The sequence below is a fragment of the Planctomycetaceae bacterium genome (assembly GCA_041398825.1).
Taxonomy (GTDB): domain Bacteria; phylum Planctomycetota; class Planctomycetia; order Planctomycetales; family Planctomycetaceae; genus F1-80-MAGs062.
Genome location: JAWKTX010000001.1, coordinates 296,907 through 320,597, shown reverse-complemented (window position 1 = coordinate 320,597; position 23,691 = coordinate 296,907). Strand labels below are relative to the sequence as shown.

Below are 23,691 nucleotides of genomic sequence, written 5' to 3'. Positions count from 1 at the left end.
CCTGTGATTCAGCATCTAATGAACCCGATTGTAGCCATTCAGTGCAGCAACACGGTAGGCTTCTGCCATCGTTGGGTAATTAAACGTCGTGTTGATGAAGTACAGGAGAGAATTCGCACTTCCTGGCTGAGACATGATTGCCTGACCGATGTGAATGATTTCGCTGGCGTTCACACCGAAGCAGTGGATCCCGAGAATCTCCAGGGTATCACGATGGAAAAGCAGCTTCAGCATTCCGACGGGTCGCCCCATAATCTGTGCGCGTGCCAGATTCTTGAACATTGAATGGCCGACTTCGTACGGCACGCACTCGTCTGTCAATTCGCGTTCGGTCTTGCCAAGAGAGCTGATTTCCGGACTGGTGTAGATTCCTGTGGGAATATCCTGAATTCGAAACTGGTCAGAATCACCATTACCAAGGTGGCGAGCTGCAAACCGGCCCTGAATATAAGCGGCACTCGCGAGTGAAGGCGGACCAATCACGTCACCGACCGCATAGATATGCGGCTGGCTTGTTTGAAAATGCTCATTCACGTTGATTTGACCGCGGTGGTTGGGTTCGATTCCTGTGTTCTGAAGCCCAAGGTCTTCTGTGTTTCCGGCTCGGCCGTTCGCAAACAGAATGACATCGCTCTTCAATTGTTTGCCAGACTTCAGGTGAGCGAGCACGTGGTCTTCGAATACTTCGATCCGGTCGAGCGTTTCGTTGTTTCGAATCCGAACGCCGGTATCCCGCATGTGGTAAGCCAGAGCGTCGCAGATTTCGTCATCCAGAAACTCCAGGACTCGCTGACGCGTGTTAACAAGATTCAGTTTGACGTTAAGATTCCGAAACATGGACGCATACTCGCACCCAATCACTCCGGCCCCGTAAATCGTCATTGATTTCGGCGTTTCTGGAAGGTCTAAGACCGTGTCACTGTCGAAGACTCTCGGATGACTGAAGTCGACACCGTCCGGCCGGTAGGGGCGAGATCCCGTTGCAATGACGAATGACTTCGCGTGCAGAACGGAGATACTTCCATCAGCGTGATCCACCTGAATTCGATTCGCGTCCAGAAACCGGGCTTGTCCCTGAATCACATCGACTTCGTTGCGGTCATAAAAACTCTGACGCATTGAAACCTGTTTGTCGATAACAGTCTGCGCGCTTCGTCTCAGGTCTCGAAAGCCAACATCAATGTTGATACCAAGCTGCTTAAAATGGCTACTGGAACTGACCTCCATCACTCGATAAATGGCAGCCCTGAGTGACTTGCTTGGAATTGTGCCCAGATGTGTGCAGTTGCCGCCAATGCTTTCCATCCGCTCGACAGCGGCGACGCGTTTCCCCTGCTTCGTCGCTTCCATTGAGGCACCTTCGCCCCCGGGACCTGTGCCAATGACAACGACGTCGTAGTGTTTCTCAATCGGGGCTTGCATTGTTCAGTTCATTCTGAGATTGAAGTATCAGAGGCGTGCAGAAGATTTCAGAACGCCTCGGATCGATTTCAAACGGATTCTTTCGAATTTCATTCATTCAGGAGACCACAGTGGCGCAGCAATGCCGCGGCATTGGGTTCGCGGCCTCGAAAATCACGAAAGATATCCATCGGATGTCGACTGCCCCCTTGCGCCAAAACCGTATCGCGAAAGCGGTGTCCCGTTTCGCTGACAGCTGTTTCATTGTCGAGGCCCGCCTCTTCGAACGCGGCAAAGGCATCCGCGCTGAGGACTTCGGCCCACTTGTAACTGTAGTATCCTGCTGAATAGCCACCGGCAAATATGTGCTGGAAGGAACACAGGAAGCGGTTTTCAGGCAGCGGAGGCAGCAGACTCGTTCTTTCCGCTATGCGCCGTTCGATATCGAATGGGGATTCTTCCCCGTCCGGCTTGTAAGCTGCATGCAATTCCATGTCGGTCATGCCCAGACTCAACTGCCGAAGCATCATCGACGCAGCTCGGTAGTTCTTGGCGCTGCAGATCTTCTGAAACAGATCTTCCGGCAGTGTTTCGCCGGTTTCGTAATGCACTGCCATCCCCATCAGAGTTGGCCGATGATAACACCAATTCTCCATGAACTGACTGGGCAGTTCCACGGCATCCCATTCGACACCACTGATACCCGCAGCATCACGGTAGTCAACAGTTGTCAGCATGTGCTGCAGGCCATGACCGAATTCGTGAAACAAAGTCTCCACTTCACGGAAAGTCATCAATGACGGGACATCATCCACCGGTGGCGTTCCGTTGCAGACAAGATGAGCCACCGGAAGACGAAGCTTTCCCTGATACATCGAGCGGGCTACGCAATCGCTCATCCACGCACCGCCGCGTTTATTTTCGGGACGCGAATAGGGATCCAGGTAAAAACCGGCAATCTGACTGCCGGAATCATCACAAACTTCAAAGTAGCGTACATCCGAGTTCCAGACCGGCGCTTTGCCATCGGCCTGACGCACCGTAATACCAAACAGGCGATGACAAAGCCCAAACAATCCATCCAGAACTCGCTCAAGGGAAAAGTAGGGACGTAGTTCCTCGTCCGTAAAACTGAACCGTTTTTCACGTAGACGTTCGGCCCAGTAGGCAATATCCCAGTGGGCAAGAGGAGTCACCGCACCACTGGCCGCCGCAAACTGATTTAACTCAGCAAGTTCTTCTTTTGCAGCTTCGTAGGATGCATCATAGAGCTGGTCAAACATCTGCTGAACAGCATCGACGCTGGCGGCCATCTTACGAGACAAGCTCAGGTCCGCATAAGATGCGAAACCAAGCAGTGCCGCCTGCTCTTTTCTCAACGCCAGAATCCGAACGATCAGAGGACAGTTGTCGGTCTCTCCGGTGGAGGCCCTCGAAATGTATGCGCGAAACACTTTTTCCCGCAGATCACGATTCTGGCAGTGTTCCATGAACGGACCAAAACACGGGAAATCAAGAGTAACGCGCCACGGTCCGCCCTCCGGCGTTGCAGCCGGTTTGTCCCGATTCATCTCTGCGCGGGACCAGGCGGCAGCAGTTAAACGTCGCAAGCTGGACGGCAGACCGACCACATCTGAAGGTTCCGTCAGATCCAGATGAAAGGCCTTGGTCGCATCCAGGACATGATTGGAAAAATCCGTTCCCAGCTGTGACAACTCCTGTTCGATTTCATTGAAGCGTTCACGCTGCTGACCCTGCAGAGCAATCCCGGAAAGCTCAGCACTCTGAATGGATTTCTCTATGATCCGCTGCTGAGCATGATCCAGCAATTGCCACTTGTCAGAGTCTTTGAGTTGACGAAGTCGACCATAGATGGCTTCGCTCTGGCGAACCTCCAGACTAAATTCAACAATCGATGGCATCGCTGCTTCATGTGCACCGCGCAAGTCATCGGCATTCGCAACGCTGAGCAAGTGGCCGATCGGTGACCAGCCATATTCGAACATCAGATCAATTTCTTCCATCGGCTCCATCAGAGACTGCCACGAGCAATCACTGCTGGCTTCAATGGTTTGAAGGATTTGCCTGCAACGATTCAGCATGACGTCAACAGCCGGTTGGATGTGTTCGGCACGAATTCTGTCGTAGGCGGGAAGACCCTTTGCAATCAGGAGTGGGTTTTCAGAATCAGTGGCACTCATGAGAATTTCTTTTCAGATGTTGTCGGACGAACGTTGCCATCCATCGCGGCCTCTCTATCGCGGCAGCGTCGGGTTAAACGTGCAAGCTTGTACCGTTTTCACAGGATCAGGCTGAGTTATCGTTGGATTACGGTGGTTACACCAGAGGCATCAATTGAATTCCCGCGAAATGAATGTGCGCAGGCCATCTTGAGGTTGGCTGTCAACTTCCACTTTGCAGGAACATCCCGCATCACGGCGTTCGTCTGCAGATTCTGCTTCGTTTCCGTTTTCACGATTGCGGAGTTTGATATGCTAGCGCTGGCAGGCAAATGCCAATTTGAACGCGTAATGATCGTCGAACAGAATGGAAGAGAGATTGAAGAGAATCTGGCAGATTGAAAAAAGGTCGATGGATCTTCAGACAGTTGCGTGAATCGCGATTGTCGAGATGCCGGAGGCTGGGTATAACGCTAGCCAATCTTTTCATGATCGCTTTCAGGCAACTGATTTCTTCCTCTCAGTTGCCGCCGGATTTCCGGTTTTCACCCGGCGGTCTTTCAGATTCATCCCGTATTTCGCATCCGCAAACCTCTCCAGATCTTCTTCATCAGAATTCATTGTGGATGCCGATTCGGGTCAGACACTTAACTCAGGGTAGCAACGTTCTCATGCTGAACCATCACATCGATCTTGTTCCTGGTCAGTCAGTACGCGTCGGAAACGTTCGAGTCACCCTGGTGAGTGTGAATGGCGATCAGGTTGCAGTTGAAATTGATGGCGATAGCGGAACAGAACTGTTGATGCTGTCCGAAACTTCCAATGCGGTGTCTGAAGAACTGGAACTGGCCCTGGCCTGAAAGTTCTCTCCAATTTCGAGATCCGTGCCAGGAGTCCACAAAGGCATCCTGGTGACTGGGCAGCCTGACCTGTTCTCGCAAGAATACTGCCGTTCCCAATGTTGCCGTCGACGATTGTCGTCAGGTACCCTTTGGTCCAAACGGAAAGCCCTTCGCGATGACGCCCGCCCAACTACGCTGTGCTCGAACTACTGGTCACTTACAAACTGTCTTGCCTGCTCCATTGTCGATGACATCGCGAGCAATGGTAACGATGTTTGTACTTGTGATGGCCGCGGCATATCAAACGGTATCTGCATGGGAAAGCCCGTTCGATTCCGTTGCGCGCACGATTCACATCCAGAAAGACATTGCATGCGGAATGGGTGGGGACCAGCCACTCAAACTGGATCTGGCAACCCCGCTCGAAAAACCAACTGACGGCTTATCCCCCTGCGTGGTCGTCATTCATGGCGGAGCGTGGCGAGGCGGTAAGAAAGAACAATTTCATCAGTTGGTGCAGCAGTTCGCAGCAAGAGGGTACGTTTCAGCAAGCCTGCAATATCGCCTCTGCCCGGAACACACTTTTCCAGCTCAGATCGAAGACGTCAAATGTGCAATTCGATTCCTCAGAGCCCATGCAACGGATTACGGGATTGATCCCGAACGAATTGGAGCCGTTGGTTTTTCCGCGGGTGCTCACCTGAGCATGATGTTAGGTGTGATGGACCAGCAGGATGGTTTTCACGGAACCGGTGGCTGGGAGGAGCAAGCGGATAAGGTGCAGGCGGTTGTTGCATTCTTCGGACCAACACGGCTGGATGCGGATGATCTGCCCGATATCAGTAGACCGCTGGTTCATGATTTCTTAGGAGGATCAGCCGCTGAAAAACCAGCAGAGTACAGAGCAGCCTCTCCAATTTCCTGGGTCACAGGCAATGATGCTCCGATGCTGCTGTTCCAGGGCACTCAGGACCCACTGGTTCCACACACGCAAGCCTGGTCGATGACTCAGAAAATGCAGGAGACGGGCGTCGCTGGTCGTGTGGAATTGCTGGTCGGGGCAGGGCATGGCTGGGGTGGTGATGAGTTGACTCGAACTCTTGAGGCGACGATGTCATTCTTCAATGACAAACTCAAACATGAGCCGCCGCAGACAGCAGATATCGAAGGGCCCGGACAAAGGGTCAATCTGGCTTCTCAGGATTCAGCCTCCATCAACCCCGATGCCTGCAGCGCGATCGAACAGCAGGAACTCACAACAGAGGCCGCAGTTACCTTGTTTGATGGAAAATCATTCGACGGATGGAACGGTGACCTCACAGTTTTTCGAATCGAAGATTCGGCAATTGTCGGTGGGCAGACGAGGGAAAAAATCCCGCACAACTTTTTCCTGTCAACAGCGAACGAGTATTCCGACTTTGAACTGAATCTTGAATTCAAGCTGGTTGGAGAAAACACCAACGCTGGAGTGCAAATTCGGAGCAAGCGGATACCAGATCACCACGAAATGATCGGTTATCAGGCCGACCTGGGTCAGAATTATTGGGGGGCACTGTACGACGAATCTCGTCGTCGCAAAATCCTGGCAAGCCCTGATGCGGATGAGCTGGCGAAAGTCCTGAAGAAGACCGACTGGAATCAGTATCGAATTCGCTGCGAAGGAAAACGCATTCAGCTCTGGATCAATCATCTGAAGACCGTCGATTACACGGAACAGGACGATACCATTGAACAATCAGGCTTGATTGCCCTGCAGATTCATGGCGGGCCTGCCGGTGAAGCCTGGTATCGAAACATTACAATCCGACGACTGCCATAGGCGAGCAAACACTTAATCCGCTCCGTGCCAGCGTTCTGAAGTACCCGCAGCCAATGTTCTGAACGAAAGTCATTTCCTGAATGCAGAATGCAACAGGAGGGACATTCTGCGGGACGGCATCCAATCCTGAGCGTTCATTTTCAACTTTCATCCAATCAGATCGTTTACTCCGAAGTCTCTCCGATGCCTGAACTTAACTGGAACAGTCAGCAACTCACTCACGGCTGGCAAAAAGGAATTCGTGCTTTCTACTACGCAGTGGGTATGTCCGACGATGATTTCAATCGAGCTCAGGTTGGAATCGGGGTACCGCTGCTGGACGGGAATACATGTAACGTACACGCATATGAATTGGCGAAAGAGATTGCAGAAGGCTGTCGGCAGGCCGGGCTGTTAGGGTTTCCTTTCGGTACGCCGGGGGTCAGCGACAATATCAGCCAGGGGCATGAAGGGGGCAATGCCAGCCTGCCGTCCCGCAATCTGATTGCGAACAGCGCCGAGTGTGTTATCACCGCTCACTGTTACGATGCGATGATTGGCATGCATCACTGCGACAAGAACGGCCCTGGCTTTGCAATGGCGCTTGCGCGAACCAATTACCCGGGTTTGATCATGAGCGGCGGCAGCATTCTGCCGGGTTGTTACAAAGACAAAGACATCACGATTCTGGATGTATACGACTCACAGGCCGCGGTTTCTGTCGGAGCGATGAAGGCAGAAGAATCTGATCAGATCATACGGCGTGCCTGCCCGGGGCCTGGTGGATGCGGTATCGCAGCCTCCTTCAACACGTGGGGAATTGCGATGGAGGCCATCGGATTGATGCTTCCAGCCAGCAGCTCGATCCCTGCTGTCGATCCAGCCAAGAAGGATGAATGCCGTCAGATTGGCCAGGCTGTCCGCAATCTGCTGGAGCATAACATTCGCCCTCGCGACATCCTGACAAAATCCGCATTCCGAAATGCGGCCGTCACAATTGCCGCCGCCGGTGGATCGACGAATGGAGTGATTCATTTGCTGGGACTGGCCCGTGAGGCCGGCATCGATTTCTCACTCAGAGACTTGCAGACAATCTTCAGAGAAACGCCCGTTCTGTGCAGTTTCGCACCCCGCGGTCCACGAACGATGGTTGATCTGCATAAGATTGGCGGAACTCCCGTCCTGCTGCGGCATCTGCTGGACGCCGGCTTAATTGACGGCACCTGCATGACCGTAACCGGAAAGACGATGGCCGAGAATCTGAAGAATATCCAGCCGCCGGGCGATGATCAGGACCTGATTGTCCCGGTGCAAAGGTGCTACAAGCCGTATGCCGACATGCAGATTTGCTTTGGCAACCTGGCCCCTGAGGGCATCGTGTTCAAAGTTTCCAGCCTGAAGAATCCCGTCTTCGAAGGTCAAGCGGTCTGCTTTGATGATCCGGTAGCCATCGTCAAAGCTGTGGAACAGAAGAAGATTCAGCCCGGCAGCGTCATCATCCTGCGATATATGGGCCCCGTGGCGTGTGGCATGCCTGAAGTTCTGATCGCATCGGCAGCGCTGGCGGTGCCAGAACTGGATGGCAAAGTGGCCTTCATTTCTGACACGCGAGTTTCAGGAGTCTCCCACGGTGCAATCGGCGTGCACTGCTCGCCGGAAGCTGCCGTCGGGGGCCCGATCGCGTGTGTCAACGATGGCGACATCGTTTCCTTTGATCTCTTGAAGGGAACAATCACTGTTCACATCAGCGACGAAGAAATGGAATCACGACGAGCCAAACTTCCCTCTCGTCCGGCGCGACAACCTGCACGGGGCTATCTTGCAGACTTTTCAGCAACAACAGCGCAAGCCAGCGACGGCTGCGTCTCGCGTGCGTTATACCCATCAACCTGAATGAAGCCTCATTCCTGACAAGGCATCAAACTACGAAAGCGGTAAGACGGGAACATCGGGGATTTGCGACTTGTTGAACAAATCACTGCAGTCCGAGGGTCGTTGTCGTCAGCAACACAAAACGACCTCGCACAAAGGATGATTTGATGACAACTCACCAGGAATCAATTCAACCAGACGACTCGACAAAACCTGCCCCGGACTCTGAAATTCAAAGGGTTCGAAAGCCGTTCTGGCAACAGCTGCTTCGCGCGATCTGCATTTATCTCGCGATCCCGTATCTGACAGTTGTGGTGATCTTCGTCGTGTTCCAGCGACGTCTGTTGTACCGGCCGACTCAATCAGAGGGGCTTTCCGCGGCCGATATGATTATCCGTGAAGCGGCATGTACGGACGTCGAACTGCAAACGCCGGATGGACAATACCTGCGTGGATGGTACGTTCGACGACAGTCTCCTGAAGAGCACCAGGATCGAGATCGCTACCTGATCATTTATTTTCCGGGAAACGCTGGCAATCGAAGTATTCGTGCCGATGTCCTCCGCGATTTTTCCATGATGGGTGCCGATGCATTGCTGCTCGACTATCGAGGATACGGGGATAGTTCCGGCACTCCATCCGAATTGAATCTTGCCGCTGACGCAGGACTGATTTGGCAATTTGCACAACAGAAGCTCGGCTATGCCCGGGACCATCTGATCATTTTTGGCGAATCAATGGGCGGAGCGGTCTCACTTTCTCTCTGGGATCCAAAACTCCACCCCGCAACGACACCTGACTCAGTTCAACCGCAGGTTGCGAAAGCATTAATTCTGAACTCAACTTTCGCTTCTATCCCGCGGGTCGCTCAGCAGACATATCCCATGTTCCCCTTTCGTTACTTCGTCCAGGACCGATGGCAATCCGAAGAACGTATTTGCCATGTCGACGTACTTGCGATTATTTTTCACGGCACGAATGATGAACTGATCCCAATTGCGGAAGCCCGTCGTCTTCAATCATTCGGACCGAAAGGCACCGAATTGATTGAGATTCCAGGTGGAACTCATAACGACATTCCCACGGAACAACTCAGACAAGTGATTCAAGGATTGATGGAATCCGCCGAGTGAGTTCGACAGGCTGGAAGGTTCGAGGTGCCGCAGCCGGATTAAGCGACCGTCCGGCATTTCTCCGAGATATGCATCGCGCAGTCATACCCGGTCGCATCGGGATTTATAACCGTTCGGAAGAAAACAGCACGTTTCACTCAATCGGCTTTTTCAGGATCAGCGGAGCCGTTCGGACGAATCATTTCAAAGTATTTGCGTATTGTTTGACGATGGCCAAGCGGTATCGACTCTGATTCCAGCACCGATTCGCTCATCGCTTCGTAGTCGCTGGCTTTGTCACGGTACGCCCTGACCGCTTCCTGTTCCTGCGGATCACCAGCCACATTTTCAATCTCAGAATCACCGTTTGCGGATTCCTGGCCTTTGATGTTCATTTCCGGGTTGGTCTTTAGTTTTGCGGTTTTTTCACCGGGATCGTTACCACTGGATGCAGTGCCTGCTTTGCTTCCGCCTTTCTTTTTGCTTTCGGCCTGGTTACGACATTCGCTTTCACACTCGCTCTTGCATTCACTCAGGCACTGACACTGTTTCTTCAGGAGATTGGAAAGCTTCTTGCGTCGCCCCCGTTTACGGGCTTCCCCGGCAAGTCCCTTCATGCCATCCTGGAACTGGCTTCGATTTCCCTGTGACAGCCCCTGACTCACCTGGCTTGCGGCATCCTGAGTCTTTGATTTTGGCTGGCCATCCTGACTCGACTGCTGAAGCTTATCCAGCTTTTCGGTCACGGCCTTTTCGGTTTTGCGATCGAGCTTCGGCATTTCCAGCTGCTCCAGCTGTTCAGCGGCCTTTTCCAGTTCTCCCTTCGACAGTGCCTCGCCAGCTGTCGCCATAGCATCCGACAGAGACAAGGCTTCACCTATTTGTTGAAGATCGGCGGCTGTCTGTGGGTCGTCCAGCTGTTGCTGCGCTTCCTGCAGCGAAGCTTCCATCTCAGACAGTTTCGCAAGTGCTTCTTTAGGATCGAGCCCCGGCTCCCTGAGTTGCTCAATCATCTGCTGCAGGTCGTTCACCAATTGCTCAAGCTCCGGATTATCAACTTCCTCCTTTAGCTGTTTGAGTTGTTCAAGTTCTTCCTCCAGACGATCGGATTGTTTTTCGATCAGAGCGTTGGGTTGTTCCGACGCATGCAATTCCATGGGAGGCGAGGAAAGGAACGCCAGGATGAAGGTAAATCCGGTCAACGACACGGCCAGTGGCCAGAGCCCCGGACTATGTATCGGGACCACCTGTTCCGGCACGATGGTGGCTGCGTGTGCTTCCGCATCCTGTACCTGCAATTGTCGAAGGGGCTCGTCCGACCGAACGTGAAGAAACTGTAGCGCTGTTTGGGTGCGATCTTTCAGGTTGCAAGCCCGATCAATTGCTTTGGCGGCGTCTCGAACTGACCGGCGAGTCAGGAGAGCAAAGACAACTCCAATCGCTGAGGTCAGCAGCACCGGCATAACGACCCAGCCCCATCCAAAAGTCCCCTGAAGCAGAAGTCTTGCTAATCCGACCGCGCACGAGACAGACCCACCCAGAATCATCCCCAAAGACAGACATCGCCATAACCATTCCTGCTGCTGTCGAGCCAGAACGGCCTGAATTCGTTCGTGAAGCTGAGTCATCTTGTTTGCCTTTGGAGGAGCCGGCGTGGGAAGCTTGATCACCCGAACGGGGTCCATAGTATCCGTCGAAAACTCATTTGAACAGACAATTCCAACCGGATGGAACTGTAGCTGACTGCCCGGTTGTCTTTCTTATTTCACGACATCATTCTGAGGCGAAGCCTGCCGAACGGTGAAATGGGTAAGTATCACATTGACGGATGCGACATCGTCAGAACACTTTGCGCCACAATTTACCTGACGGATGGCCGCGTTTCCGATCGCAAACGAATTCAGAAAATGAAACGCCTCTTCGCCGTCGGGGCGAATGAAGCAATCCATCTGGCCACCGCGACGAACGAGCCGCAGTTGTCCAGAAGCAGTTCCCGGATGATAGGTGATCTGATCCAAACTGTGGTTTGCCTGCCCCGGATGATTCCGCAATAGTTGAGTGTTGTGGCGCAACTGACCATTCTTATCGAGCCCAAGGTTGCATTCCACTCGAGTCTTTTGTTCGTCATCGAGAACTGCATCAAAGACAAGACTCACTCCCCATCCGTTTTTCTGGGGCGTAATGACAGCGTCCTGATAGGTTATCGTCATTTCACAGTCGCCTTCGATTCGCTGCCGAAAACTGATTCCGGGATTGTCTTGCCAGCGTTTTGTGTCGTGCATATGCAAATGCAGCCCCTGGCTGCTGGTTTCACTTCGGTCTTCTGGCCCAATCAATATCAATTGCCTGGCCTGAAGCGTCTCGCGAGGCTGGCTGAGATCTTCATCAACCATGACGACGCTGCCTGAAGCCGGCGTTGTACCGTCCGGTGCTGCCAGTACCTGATCAGCGATGGACGGAAGTTCTTTGGGCCATTCGCCTCGATAGAGGAGCTTGCGAACTCGACATTTCCGTCCCTGCGAATAGCGAAACAGACCGAACTGCCGTTCATTCGGTGGATCCGTAATCGTGGTTGTCGCCGCTTCGTGACCGTTGATGGAGATTGTCACGGCGTCACCCTTCAAAACCAGGCGAACCCTGTTCCATTCACCTTCAATCAGCCCGGGATCGTCCGTGGCCCCTTCAATCGGTGTTTGATTATCCGGAAGACGGTCATTCCATTTATGCTGCGCCCCGGTAATCTGATGCCGTCGAATACCGTCAGGCAACAACAGGAACGCTGAACTGCCGAGAGATGGATGAACTTCGAATTCACCAGGCTGGTACCAGGTCTCAAACTCAATGACACCATCTTCCAGCATGGGACGCTGGTAGATCATCAGGGATTCGCGATCACTGCTGCTGGTATTCGTATCAAGCTGACCAATAAGTTCATCTCCTACTCGTCTCCATGGCGCAGTGTCATCTTCTGAATCTTCATCCGTGCGAAACCATTCACCAAAGAAATCTGCCCGCCAGGATGACATACCGGCGATACGGATCAGGTCAATTTCATCAGGAATCTCGGGCTGTCCCTGAATCCGAAGGTTGCTGACATAAGCATAATTCGCCGCACTGTGAGTCTGCAGCAGCAACCAGGGATCCGGGTCCCCATCCAGCGTTTCCTCGTGGACAAGGACGCCGTTCGTGAATGTCTTCACCGTACGACCATCCACTACAATCCGGAACAGCGCCTGCTGATCCCAGCGGGGCAAATTCACTTCCCCCGGCTTGTCTCGGGAGGAATGCATTAACCGAGCGATGCGAACAGCTTTGAGGTCATACCGGGGTTCTGCAGAATGCATACCCCATCCGATTGAAACTTCTTTATGTCCGTGGGTGGTACGATAGGCTGTGATTTCAAACTGCCCCCTGAGCGGAGACTGAAAATACAGCTGACTCCATGTTTCGGCAGGGAAATGCTGAGCAACGCCTTTCGTCATCGACCATGTCGAAGGCCGACGACCTGAAAGCCGATGCTCCGGCTTCCAGTAAGGAACGGCCGACCATTGCGATGAACGCTGTTCCTTCGAAACGGGCGATGCTTCCAGGGACCGCACGTACCGTTCGATATCTCCGACTAACCCGTGGACAGTTTCGCGAAAGTGTTGATCGTGTGACTCGTTCTCAGAGTTTCGTTCGTACTCACGCAGTTTTCGGGCAATATCGCTGCCAGCTGCCCAGTATGCCGGATGGTGCCCCGCAAACGACGCGACTACGAATTCCGCCTGACGCCCGCGGGCCGATGTTCCTTTCGGATAGGGTTGTCTGACGACCTGCCAGATTTCTCCAAGCAGTTGAGTTGCCAATTCATGCCTGCCGGACTCAATGGCTAGAAGCGTCTTCAATGCTGTCAGAGCATTCTGTTGTGGCGGCGTTGTCGGCTGACAGTTGTCCAGCATCGATGAAAGTTCATCGATCCGACCGCAAATTCTGGCGGTCCGGATAAGTTCGACTGCAGGGCATATGATCCGGCTCTCTGATTCTGAATGTGTCGGATCAGACGTCATTCGCACAAAGTGCATTCGGATATTTGGATGTGTCACCGAAGGTAAGACCCAATCCGCCAGATAATCAAAGGCTTTGTCCGATGGCATTTCCCGAGAGGCCATTACGATCTCACCAGCCAATGGCCCAATCGAGGCATCATCGAGAATCGCGGCGACCGGATAATTTACATCTTCTGTTTCGGCTGCTGCGACTTCCAGTAGTTCTTCTCCGGCAGGCAACACATCCGGCCAGTCACCCGACAATGTCAGATTACGAACCTTTGAGGACTGGCGTCGATAGCGAAATAGTCCAATTCGATGGCCGACCTCCGGCTCTAAACTGCGTTCACAAATCAAGGTATCGTTCAGAAAGACGTTGACGACATTTTCGAGCAGGTGAACGCGAACGCGATTCCAGTCGTTTTCCTTCAGTGCCAGTTGCCCGGAACTCCGCTGAATCTCAAGTTCGAAGACCGAATTATCCAATGCAACTTCATTGACGGACTGATCCCAGGAATCTGCAATCCAGTGCGATTCAACTCCGTCAGGTTGAAGCAGCAACGCAATTCGGCCGATCGTTGGGTGAGCCACCGTTTCGCCAGGGACACAGTAGAACTCGTACTCGAATGACTCTCCTGAGACCAATGGCCGTTGATAGTAGATCCAGCTTTGCTGATCATCCGCCGCGCCTTCAATCGCACGCCCGGTTAGTGTGCTGTCAGCAGCATTCCAGGAGAACTCCACTGGTTCATCCCGTTGGTAATAGCTGATGCTGTCGTTTTCGTCTTTCGGCATCTCAGCCATCAGTCGTTTGCGTGGCTGGGAATCACCAAATACGGAACAGTTCCATCCATCCATCTGATCGCCGATGACGAGTGCAACTTTTTTCGGAATCTCTACCTTGCCCTCAATCTGAATATTCCTGAAGGCACTTACCCGAGACCCTTCCGTATTCAGCAGCAACCAGGGACTTGTTGGGCGAAAGGGTTCTTCATAGACAAGATGTTTATTGAGCAGATAGCGAATGCTTCCCGGATCAGTATCGCGACTGCCCCTCACTTCAATGGTAAGATGATTATAGGCTGGACGGCTGCGTTTCATCGCAGGAGGTCGATGAATTGTTTCGTGACCGGACACCGATCGAATCGTTGTTTGTGAACCCGAATTCTGACCGAGCACGACAACCCCACCAAACCCTGCATCGCACTCCGCCCATGCGTCCTCAAAACACTCCATCGAAATGACAAAGTCACCTGACAGTGGATAGCGAAAATACAAATTGCTTCCACCTCTGCCGCCCAGTTGAAGAATCTGGTTTTCGTAGGCAGTCCACCAGGGATTCAAGTTGCCACTGGATTCGCTCGCATTCGCGGCCGTCCAGTGCGTGAAATCTGCCCCCGGTGCGAACAAATCCGGCTTTGAACCTGCAGAAACACGTCGGGCCCAGTCCAGGTTGATATCCTGCAGCATCTCATGTTGTGATGTGTCCCGCAAACGCTTACGAAACAGCGGCAGTTGATCTTCAAACACAGACACGAACTGAGGCGAATCCAAGCAGGCCTGATACACCAGATAGTCTCCGTGCGACGTCGGCCGTTGCTGGCGAGACTGCCCTGGCGCTGCCTTCATACGATCCTGAAACGTTTCCTGCAGCCCTTGAATATAGGGAAGACCGTTGGCGGTATCCTCCTGAGCAATCATGATCAAAGCCATAAGGATGTCTGCATAAGCAGCTTTTTGCTCTGCAAGCTTCTGAACCTCCTGCCTCAGATCTGCAAGCCTTCCTGCTCTTTTGCCGGACTCAACCAGTTCCGCCAGATTACTCAGCAACCTCTCGTTCACCTGAGTGGCAGCTTGCTCCTTCGAATCAATGAACAGCTCAGGAATAATCTTCGGTGTCGTAGTCTCGAAGAGTACACGCAGGGTATTTCGGCCCTGAACCGGCATTGTCCACTGATGCCACGCTGAGTAGCCATCGCTGGCAGGCAATCGTCTGACATGGCGCACCAAACTCGCCAGTGTTGTTCTCATGTTAGGTCGACCATATTCCTCCACCTCAAAATCCGTGGCACGACCAAGGTAATCCAACGCAATGCCGGGCATCTTCAATCCAGCCGCCCGCTGGGCAAGTTGTGCAAGATCCTGCTGTTGCCTGTACAGCCCATAGTTGCCGCTATAACGACTGTAGAAGGGTTGCCGGGCTGTCATTACATTTTCAAAGTATTCACTTACCGATTTCTGATCACCTGTTTCCGCCAGATGGCGATTCACAAGATCAGCCAGTTTTCCTCCAGGATCAGGTTCCCGGTTACCAGAAGAGGATGCCTGCAATTCAAGTTGAAGGATCTGGCGGAGAATCGGAAAAGAAGAAGATTTCAGCTCCCTGTTATCAAATGCCCGTAAAGCAGCCAGAAGTGCAAGATGCTGGTCGCTTGTAGAAAGCCCTTTCTGCAATTGCTCAGTAAGACCCGTCAGGCAGTCCATCACAGTTGGGTGATCCTCCTGACGAATTGCTATCAGGCACCGCAGGACTATCGCCGAAGTGCCTGCTTCGGACCGCAGGGATGTCGCAGACTTTAAATCGTCAAGTTGCTTTGAATCATAGGCCGCCGAGACGAGAGGCTCTGCCAGACTGTCCACCTGGGCTGCGGAGATGTTAGACGCCGTTACATAAAGTCGAATCTCCCGGGGGCGATTCTCCGGCAACACAATCGACTTGAGAAGGTGATATGTTTCTGAGGCTGGATATGCGTCTCCTTTCCACAGCCCGAGAATCTCTTTCAGAGCACTCACCACTTCCTGTTCAATGGGGTCGACTGCATTTGATGTGGATGGCCGGATAATGCGTCGGGATGAATTCGGCTCGCTCAATACGGGATCAGCGACTGGAAACCCTCCCAGTAAAGATTCTCGCACGGCTCTGCGAGACAGGTCCGGCATACCATTTCCAGCCGCCGATTTTGCAACGACGATGGCCATCCGAAATTGTGAAACCGTCAGCGGCGGGATCAGCTCAGAAGGTGAGGAAGAATTCCCGGGCTCCGAGGCCGCGTCGACACCGTCCTGAATCGAAATCACGGATTCCTGCGACAGAGCCATCCCGCATGTGGAGAAATCCCAGCATACCGACATGCCCCCCAGAGCGACCAGACGTGTCAGCAGCCCGTTCTTCTGGCTCATCGTGTTCGAGCCACCTTCAGCATGTCCTTGTGTGACGCAGTCTGCGTCTGCAAGTTGTGTGACGCAGGCTGGAAGTGGGGCACCCCGATCCGGCAGAGTTTCCGAATGATGCGGTAACCTGAGCCCGGTCCTTGGTTCCGATTCCGGTTTACGACGGACAGGACGTTCCGTTGCCAGATCAAGCAATTGACTCCAACAGGCTTCTGCTTCTTTCTTGTGTCCGGCCTTCAGGAGGAGATCACCCAGATCGTACAGAATCGCAGAACTTTCTTTGATACCAACCTGACGTTTTGAAGCGACGAGACAAAGTTCCGACAGCTTCATGCCCTGGTCATGCAAATCGTCATGTCCAATACATTGCCGGGCGACCAGCCAGAGGGGTATCAACTGCGAGGCTTCTCGTCTTTGCCTGGAATTCGGCCTTCTGCCCGCCGGGATTTCATCCAGAGTATAATCACTGGCCAGTTTCAACAGCCGTTCGACCGCCTCTGAACTGTCAGCCCTTTGTTTCTTCAGATTCAGCGTCACGGCTGCGACGGCAATTGACAAATCCCGGGGATGCTGTTGTTGCAGAATCGCTATTCGCCCGGCAATCCTGTCGGCGATTTCATCTTCACCGGAAAGAGCCGACAGTAAGTCAATGTAAGAACTTCTGATGTGTTCTTCCTGCAAGTCCCCGGGTTCCGGGACGACAAGCATCAGGTCGAGAACGGACCTGCCGGATCGGAGATCATCGCGAACATTCAATAGTTCCTCTACCACCCTGTCTGCGTTTTCAGCGGTAACGGCCTTCAATGCTGAGTTCAGACCTTTGCGAGCAAGCGACTGGTAGTAGTCTGCTTCTCGACCATTCCATCTGCCTGCCAAAGCCAACCGCTCGGGTGTATCAAGCAGGCCCCGATAAAGCCTGAGGGCGTCAACGGGCATCTGCATTTTCATCATTTTTTCAGCGACCCATTTTGAATTTTCAATCCTTTGGTAGGACGCATATTCCTCGTCATAATTGTCAAAACGCGATGCGTTCAGCTGATTCAGCAGTAACTCACGCGCATCATTCTCTCGACCAACGCGAATATAGCTGTCCACCAGCTTTGACACGGGAGAATACTGAATCTGATTCATCGAACTTCCGGACGGTACTGTCACCGCGTTTTCGAACAACATCATTGCCAGATCGCGAGTTTCCTCGAACTGGTCGAGTTCCTGTCCGATCACCCAGCAGGCTTCTGCCGGCATCGTCGACATCCTCTCTTTATTCTCGACCAGTTCCTGAAGCCGCTGCTTTGCCTCATCCTTTTTGCCGCTGGACAAGTCAATTAAAGCCAGCATTGCATTGCCGCTGTGCCACCCGGGCTGATCCTTCAATCGCTGCCGGATCGAAGCCTGAAGATCCGCGACCTTATCTGTCTTCTTCAAACCATTCAGCATCTGGTGAAAGAAAACGTCTACGTGACCGTTACTCGAATAGGAATTGATCTGGTCAAGACCTGTCCATGGATTCGACTGGATATCTGCAGCAGATGGAAGAACGACTTGTTTTGCGAATTCGTAGACACGATCGTTCTTCCAAATCGCTTCATTACGAAAACTATCCAACATGTTTCGTCTGTAATTCGGGAATGCCTCGAACGTTCGCTCCAGCAATGTCAGCCCGGCATCCAACGACGATTCATCCTGCAGAAGATTTGAGGCGGTATTAATTATGTACCATGGTTCCTGGATCTGTTTCATGTTGATTTCACTCAACGATTTTACCAGATCTACTTTGCGCTTGGCCTGACTGAAGACACGATCGATCTGATAGAGATCCTCGGTAACCCAGTTCGGTTGTATCTTTATCAGCTCGAGATACTGTTCGCATGCTTCGCCGTGCTTTCCGGATTTCTCCAGCTGTTTTGCGAAGTGCAGTCGAAGAACTGGCGAATCCGGACGGAGCTCAATCCCCTTTGCCAGCAAACTCAGACCCTTATCGCTTTGACCGCTGACTTCATAAAATTCGATCAACTGCTGCATCGGCAGGATCGACTCCGGTGAACGTTCCAGCTGTGCTTCGAGTTGCTCGATGAGAACATTCAATCCACCGGAACGATGAAGAAACTGAAGGGCCAGAGCCCGAAAGTTGCTGTCACTTGTCCGATATCGGGTGGGATTCCGACCGGAACGGGCGTTGAGTGAAACAGGGGAGGGCGTCTTTCGTAAAAGCAGATGTGCCAGTTGACTTGCCTGCTCAGTTTTTCCCTGCCCCTGATAGAGCATCATGAGCGAAGCGAGCGAAGACGTCTGATTGGTCGCGGTGCGTTCTGCCCGTGCGAGGACTGCGTCCGCCATTGCACTTAAGCCAAGACGACGCATCCGATCCACGAGTCCAAGTTGCGTTTGCGCATCGAGTCGCAAACCAAATAATCGCTCGGCAGCGCTTCGAGCTCGATCGGTATCTCCCAGACGCTCTGCAAGTGCGAGGGCATCAAGTTCCTTTTGCTGCAGAACTTTCTGATCACGTGGTCGAATCCGATCAATAATGATCAAGGCGTCCTCAAAATCTCCGCGCGATTGATACATATTGGCAAGGTTGAACTGCAGCGACAGATTCTCCGGAGACATCTCAGCAACACTCGCCATCAGGTCTACAGCTTCATCCTGCTCTTCTGCCCACCATAACACAGCAGACAGATGCATATGCCGACATATCTGCCGATCAGGGTCAACGGGTTTACTTTCGTTGAGAGCAGCACGCTTGCGGAGCATCTCGATCATATCCGTGCTGATGTCATTCTTTCGAAATGATTCGTAGGCCTGATACAACAATGAACAGTCTGCGTTGCTCATCCATGTACTGGGCGGTGGAAATGTGAGATTCGCGCTGGTTTGTTCTTTTCCGGTGTAAACGACGACGCGATGGGTTGATGGTGCTGCAAGGGAATTCGACCGGGTTCGTCCTGACATCGTCGCCTCAACAAGTCGACGATGTTTCGCTTCAGCCTCCGCCACATCCAGACAACGTTCAAGAATTGACAGGATCTGTTTGTGTTCCTCTTCTGTACCAAGATGCCCCATCCACTGCTGAATCGTGTTGGTAGTCGCCTGCAGCACATTGGCCGATGCTGTATTCGAAGGCGACTGGGTCTGCCGCCTTGAGGGAGTCACAACCGGAGCTGCAGCAATTTGTTCAAGCGCTGCCGCATGCCAGCGGTCAAAGTACTCGGGGAGCTCTTCAAATCGCTCTTCCTGAATGAGGAGAGCGAGAGATGCCCCCAGCTCTATCGCAGATGATGCACTCCGCAGCCGTTCATTCAATAGCTTCAGGGCTTCATCCGTTTTCCCAGCCAGACGCAGTTCTTCAACGAGCGTATTCAGATATCCGCCTTCTCCCCGAAAAACACCCGCAAGCTGCACATAGTTACCACCGATCAGTATGTAGACCTGACCATTCGAACCGTAAGCAACATTGCTGCCGTACATCGAAGACAGATCGATACTCTTATTCTCTTGACTCAACCCTTCATAACAGTCTCGAAGCAGTTGCAGGTCATCGTCACTCAAAGCAACCTTTGTCGCGTTCAGTGCATTCGAGCTCCCCTGACCAGCCTGATTCGCATCCAGATTGCGAAGGTTCAGTGAAGTCAGAAAGAACTGCTGTTCTTCCACCCCTCCTGCTTTCGCCAGTCGCCGGGCAATGTTGAACACGCGCAAATAATCATTCTTCAACTGGGCAACATAAAGAGAATCATAGATCGCCTGGCGTGTGGCATTTTCAGCATTGGCCCTCGCATGGATTGACTCCACAATGGATGGATTGGCGTCGTGCGTTTCCTTTGTGGGAGCTTCCGCATTGGCTCGCGAAGATCGGGCCGAATCGGCAGCTTCATCCTCATACCGAATCAGCCAGCCGAACGCGGCCATTCTCGCAACACCGTAGGCTTCGGGAGTCCAGATCGGAGGAGGACTGTTCGATCCATAGTACCGGTTATTGGCTGTGAGCCCCGTTGCCATCTGAACTTCGGACGCCATGCCTCGCATCGCTAAAGGCGACTGCTTTCGTGGAACGCTGGTTGTGATGCCACGGAGATTATCCGACTTTGCTTTGGCCTGGGCCTGTTTTAGCTTTGCTTCCGCTGATCGCCCCAGGGAGTCGTAGGGCTGATTCAATGCAAGGATTCGATTGAATCGATTGATTGCTTCATCTGTACGTTCCAGCAGTGCCCACGAAACTGCTTCACGGTAGAGCAGCTCCCAGTCGTCACGATTCTGAGCCAGAAGGGGTTCAATGACTCCGATGGCTGATTCATAGTTCCCCTGAGAAATCAGAGAATCCAGGGCTCTAATCTGGCGTACGGGGTCCTCTTCACTTTGTGTCAGCTTGACAAAGATCTCCCTGGCTGCGTCTACCTGACCATTCGTCATCAGCATGCCGGCAAGCGGAAATTCTGTTTCGTGCCCCGGGGCTATCGCCACCAGCTGGCGCTGATAGCTGATGGCAGCCTCCAGGTCAGCACCATCCTGGCAAAGCTTCGCCAGTTGATTCAGCAGATTTGTGTCGCGAGTATCCTCACTCAGCAACGATTCCAGTTCCTGTCGAGCCGCACTGATATCACCTGCAGTATGCCATGCCTGAGCAAGGCAGATGGTCATCTCGCGTCGTTTATCTTCTTCCCTGCGATCTCGTTCGAACCGTTCAATCAGTTTCTCCAGCTGATTGATCTGCTGATACAACGGAGTCAGCTTCATCGTGAGACCGACCTTGTCTTCAACTTCCTCCGACTTATCGAACGCGCGCCAGTACACTTCGATGGCCTCATCAGTTCGCAGTTGCTCGGCAAGTGCAGCCCCCAGCGACATGATCAGGTGCGGTTCGCCGGGATTGATCCGAACTGCTTTCCGAAGCGCTTCAAGCCCTTCGTCGGCACGCCCCAGCCGGAAACAGGTCTGCGCATAGAATTCATAGTTGTCCGTATTTCCCGGTGCCGACACAATCAATTCCCGGGCCGCTTTCAATGCCTCTTCGGTCCGGCCCATCTGGGCTTCAAGCCGAGAGACGTTCATCAGGTGGTCACCGCGTGACCGACGATCTACTTCTGACAGCGTGCGATTCATCTGTGATGCGCGACCATAATCGCCCGAAGCTTCAGCAATTCGCGCGGCAACCGTCATGGAAGGAATCGACCTGGAATCGATTGCTATGGCGTTGTCGATTGCTTCGTTCGCATCCGCCCACCGGCGTGCGGCTTCGAGATACCGGGCAACCGTATACCAGTCATTCCGGGTTGCATCACCCTTGCGTTTAAGCGTTGCAAGCAATTCATCAGCGACAGAATCCAACCGCTGACTCGCCTGAAGAACTTCGATTCGCTGCTGAATGACGGCATCGCGTTCGTCATCATTGGATGCCAGCATGTCGGCAGCATTTACGAATGCAAGGGCTTCGTCGAATTTGGCGGCTTTCATATGATAGTCGGCAGAACGAATCTGAAGACTGAAATCCCCGGGATCCATGCTGACGGCCTCGGCAATTTCAATGATCGCCTTATCCGAAAACCCGAAGCTGTTGTAGACTTCCGCAAGCCGGGTGATATTCGCTGCGGTGCGACGATCACCTTCTGCAATCCCCGACCAGACAATCAGCGCTTCGTCCGAACGCTTTTGAATGTGAAGAAATTCACCAAGGTACTCGCGGTATTGGGGATCAGCGGGCGCCAGTTCGATTGCACGGCGATAAAGCTGTTCAGCCCTTTCGTTCAGTTTGTTCTGACGAAGCAGATCGGCCACCTGTGACGTGGTCAATGCATCATCAGGGCGTGTTTCAAGAATCTGATTCCAGATTCGAACTGCTTCCTGTCTGCGTTCCGATTCAGGGACTTCTTTATTACGCAGAACCAGCTTTCCCCATTCACGAAGAAAATCAGGATTTCCCGGAGCTGCCGTGGCTAACAGTTCGTACTGACGAATTGCTTCTGAATACCGCTGGTCATCCACCAACTGATCAATAAACGCTTTGCGTAAGTCGGTTCGCGATGGAGCCAGCTTCAATGCTTTCTCCATCCAGTCGGTTGCCTCGGGCACCCTGGCTGATGACGCAAGGAATCGGGCCAGACGAGTCATCCCCTCAATATCATCCGGATGTTCCTCAATCCACCGCTGGTAATAACTGACAAGACTATCCTGATCTCCCGATCGAAGAAACACCTCTTCAATTCGGCGACGCACATCGCGATAGAGCCAGCTCTCAGGATTCAGATCAGCCAGTACCTGCTCAAGAGCTTCAATACCAGCATCTCTCTGGCCGGTCTTAATCGTGAGTTCCGCGGCAGCCACCTGATAAACCACTTTTCGATAGTCGTCGCGAACAAGCCCAGCCAGTTTCTGATAGCGACTCAATGCAGCGGCGGGCTGCCCCTCTTCGGCCAGTGTCACAGCAATTTGTTCGAGCACTCGTGGATCGTCCGGAAACAACGACTCCAGCCGTTGCCAAACCTTCATCGCATCTTCAGTCCGCTGGGCACGCTGATGAACGCGACCAAGTGTCTGAAAAATCTCCAGCAGGTCAGCCCGGGCCGGCTTGCGACTGATCGCACGTTCGAAAGAAGCAACTGCCTCCGAAGACTGCCCCACACGCAATTGCGCCTGTCCCAGATAGTAACTGGAAAGCGCATCTTCCGAACGAAGCTCGTCAGCCCTGAGCAGTGCGTCTACAGCTGCGGCATCATTGCCTCTCTGTGACTCAAACATTCCCAGCAGCATCCAGAGGGCGCCGTTGTTGTTTTGTGCGGCAGCTCTGCTCTTCAGGGTTTCAAGGAACGAATTCAATGTCCCAAACTCAACGTGGTGCCCATAGACCCGGTCAAGGGCCGTTCCGAGACGTGGGTTCTTTTCGAGAATACTGAAGAATCGTTCGGCCGTTTTGACCTGCCGGATTTCGTCATCCGAAAGCTCCGACAGATCAGCTTCGACCTGCCTTTCATCAGCAACCACGTGTCTACCGGACGGATGGCACGAAAGAAACCAAAGGATCAGGCCACAAAGCAGAGGGGCGATCCTGACAGGGGAAAATAAGGGCAACGCGTCCATGGAACGCCTCCGCAAACAGAAACGCGGTTATTCGTTCGAGCACAATTACCGGCGGCGTTCGATTGGAAAGTGGCCACCCGCATGAGTAGCATGCTACTCGCACAGGAGCATTCGGCCTACTGACTTATTTGCGAAAACATCAGGAGCGACCTTTGGTTGCCGAATCCTTTCTGCAGGCATTGACCACACGTCGCGATGTCTTTATCTCCGAAACCG

Annotated in this window: 8 protein-coding genes; 4 read left to right on the top strand and 4 right to left on the bottom strand. The window is 52.9% G+C overall.

The window, feature by feature from the left end; all coding sequences use genetic code 11:
• Nucleotides 1-15: 15 nt before the first annotated feature.
• Complete coding sequence (gene sthA / locus R3C20_01105; protein ID MEZ6039072.1) at nt 16-1,422, bottom strand: Si-specific NAD(P)(+) transhydrogenase; 1,407 nt, start codon at nt 1,420-1,422, stop codon at nt 16-18.
• Nucleotides 1,423-1,511: 89 nt separating this feature from the next.
• Complete coding sequence (locus R3C20_01100; GenBank protein ID MEZ6039071.1) at nt 1,512-3,602, bottom strand: M3 family metallopeptidase; 2,091 nt, start codon at nt 3,600-3,602, stop codon at nt 1,512-1,514.
• A 650-nt stretch (nt 3,603-4,252) separates the two neighbouring features.
• Between R3C20_01100 and R3C20_01095 the strand changes: the two genes are divergently transcribed.
• From R3C20_01095 to R3C20_01080, 4 genes are all read left to right on the top strand, one after another.
• Complete coding sequence (locus tag R3C20_01095; GenBank protein MEZ6039070.1) at nt 4,253-4,441, top strand: hypothetical protein; 189 nt, start codon at nt 4,253-4,255, stop codon at nt 4,439-4,441.
• A gap of 229 nt (nt 4,442-4,670) precedes the next feature.
• Nucleotides 4,671-6,242, top strand: coding sequence for a family 16 glycoside hydrolase (locus R3C20_01090; GenBank protein ID MEZ6039069.1), 1,572 nt, complete (start codon nt 4,671-4,673; stop codon nt 6,240-6,242).
• A gap of 183 nt (nt 6,243-6,425) precedes the next feature.
• Nucleotides 6,426-8,114, top strand: a complete 1,689-nt coding sequence (locus R3C20_01085; protein ID MEZ6039068.1) for a dihydroxy-acid dehydratase — start codon at nt 6,426-6,428, stop codon at nt 8,112-8,114.
• Nucleotides 8,115-8,260: 146 nt separating this feature from the next.
• The gene (locus R3C20_01080; protein MEZ6039067.1) at nt 8,261-9,226 is read left to right on the top strand and encodes an alpha/beta hydrolase; all 966 of its coding nucleotides are present in this window, start codon (nt 8,261-8,263) and stop codon (nt 9,224-9,226) included.
• A gap of 137 nt (nt 9,227-9,363) precedes the next feature.
• Here the strand turns inward: R3C20_01080 and R3C20_01075 are convergent, their stop codons facing one another.
• Nucleotides 9,364-10,833, bottom strand: coding sequence for a hypothetical protein (locus tag R3C20_01075; GenBank protein ID MEZ6039066.1), 1,470 nt, complete (start codon nt 10,831-10,833; stop codon nt 9,364-9,366).
• Between the two features lie 132 nt (nt 10,834-10,965).
• Complete coding sequence (locus R3C20_01070; protein ID MEZ6039065.1) at nt 10,966-23,475, bottom strand: DUF1583 domain-containing protein; 12,510 nt, start codon at nt 23,473-23,475, stop codon at nt 10,966-10,968.
• Nucleotides 23,476-23,691: the final 216 nt, after the last annotated feature.

Bases quoted from the DNA above. Each gene is read 5' to 3' on its own strand.
- sthA (MEZ6039072.1), bottom strand. From the start codon at position 1,422: ATGCAAGCCCCGATTGAGAAACACTACGACGTCGTTGTCATTGGCACA.
- R3C20_01100 (MEZ6039071.1), bottom strand. From the start codon at position 3,602: ATGAGTGCCACTGATTCTGAAAACCCACTCCTGATTGCAAAGGGTCTT.
- R3C20_01095 (MEZ6039070.1), top strand. From the start codon at position 4,253: ATGCTGAACCATCACATCGATCTTGTTCCTGGTCAGTCAGTACGCGTC.
- R3C20_01090 (MEZ6039069.1), top strand. From the start codon at position 4,671: ATGACATCGCGAGCAATGGTAACGATGTTTGTACTTGTGATGGCCGCG.
- R3C20_01085 (MEZ6039068.1), top strand. From the start codon at position 6,426: ATGCCTGAACTTAACTGGAACAGTCAGCAACTCACTCACGGCTGGCAA.
- R3C20_01080 (MEZ6039067.1), top strand. From the start codon at position 8,261: ATGACAACTCACCAGGAATCAATTCAACCAGACGACTCGACAAAACCT.
- R3C20_01075 (MEZ6039066.1), bottom strand. From the start codon at position 10,833: ATGACTCAGCTTCACGAACGAATTCAGGCCGTTCTGGCTCGACAGCAG.
- R3C20_01070 (MEZ6039065.1), bottom strand. From the start codon at position 23,475: ATGGACGCGTTGCCCTTATTTTCCCCTGTCAGGATCGCCCCTCTGCTT.